The following is a 522-nucleotide window of genomic DNA, read 5'->3' as shown; positions in this document are numbered from 1 at the left end:
GTACTCCCACCAACGGGATTAGCAAGACTGCGAGACAGCCAGACAAAAAAATGGCAAGTACTTCTTGAGCGCTGTATCCGATAGCGGTAATGCTGAGATACAACAGTGTCAGTCCGCCATGAATCGAAATCATACCGCACAGGCACAATGCGAGGCCGAGCCCGGCTGGGTAAAGACGCGTTGGGATATTCATGTATTCACTTTTTTATTTTTTGTATTGCACCGGCTGGCACCTATATCAATCCTGGTGCCAATCGGCTCATCGCAACCCTGCAGACGTCAACGACTCAAATCGCAGGAGCGCACAAGAAGTTCACAATTTGATTCGGGGAGTAGATAACTTTGGTGATGGTGCGACCTTTTAAAGCTTCAATCACCTTATCTTGCGCTCGCTCGACGTCAATCTGCTCCTCTCCTGTGCAGTCTGTCAGGTCATTCACATGCTTGCCGTTGATGTATATTTTTGTGGCTTTCACCATTCTCACACGCGCTGTCGGCCACGCAGAGTGGTCAATACCCGAC

Annotated in this window: 2 protein-coding genes; both read right to left on the bottom strand. The window is 49.4% G+C overall.

The window, feature by feature from the left end; genetic code table 11:
* The coding region (locus AC1DRJ_RS32165) for a hypothetical protein (RefSeq protein WP_477805634.1) at positions 1 to 193 on the bottom strand (193 nt) is incomplete at its 3' end.
* Positions 194 to 287: 94 nt separating this feature from the next.
* Positions 288 to 522: hypothetical protein (locus AC1DRJ_RS32160; RefSeq protein WP_477805633.1), on the bottom strand; the 235-nt coding region annotated here is incomplete at its 5' end.

The sequence above is a fragment of the Pseudomonas sp. P5_B2 genome, assembly GCF_056400445.1.
This window is presented reverse-complemented; position numbering and strand designations above follow the sequence as displayed.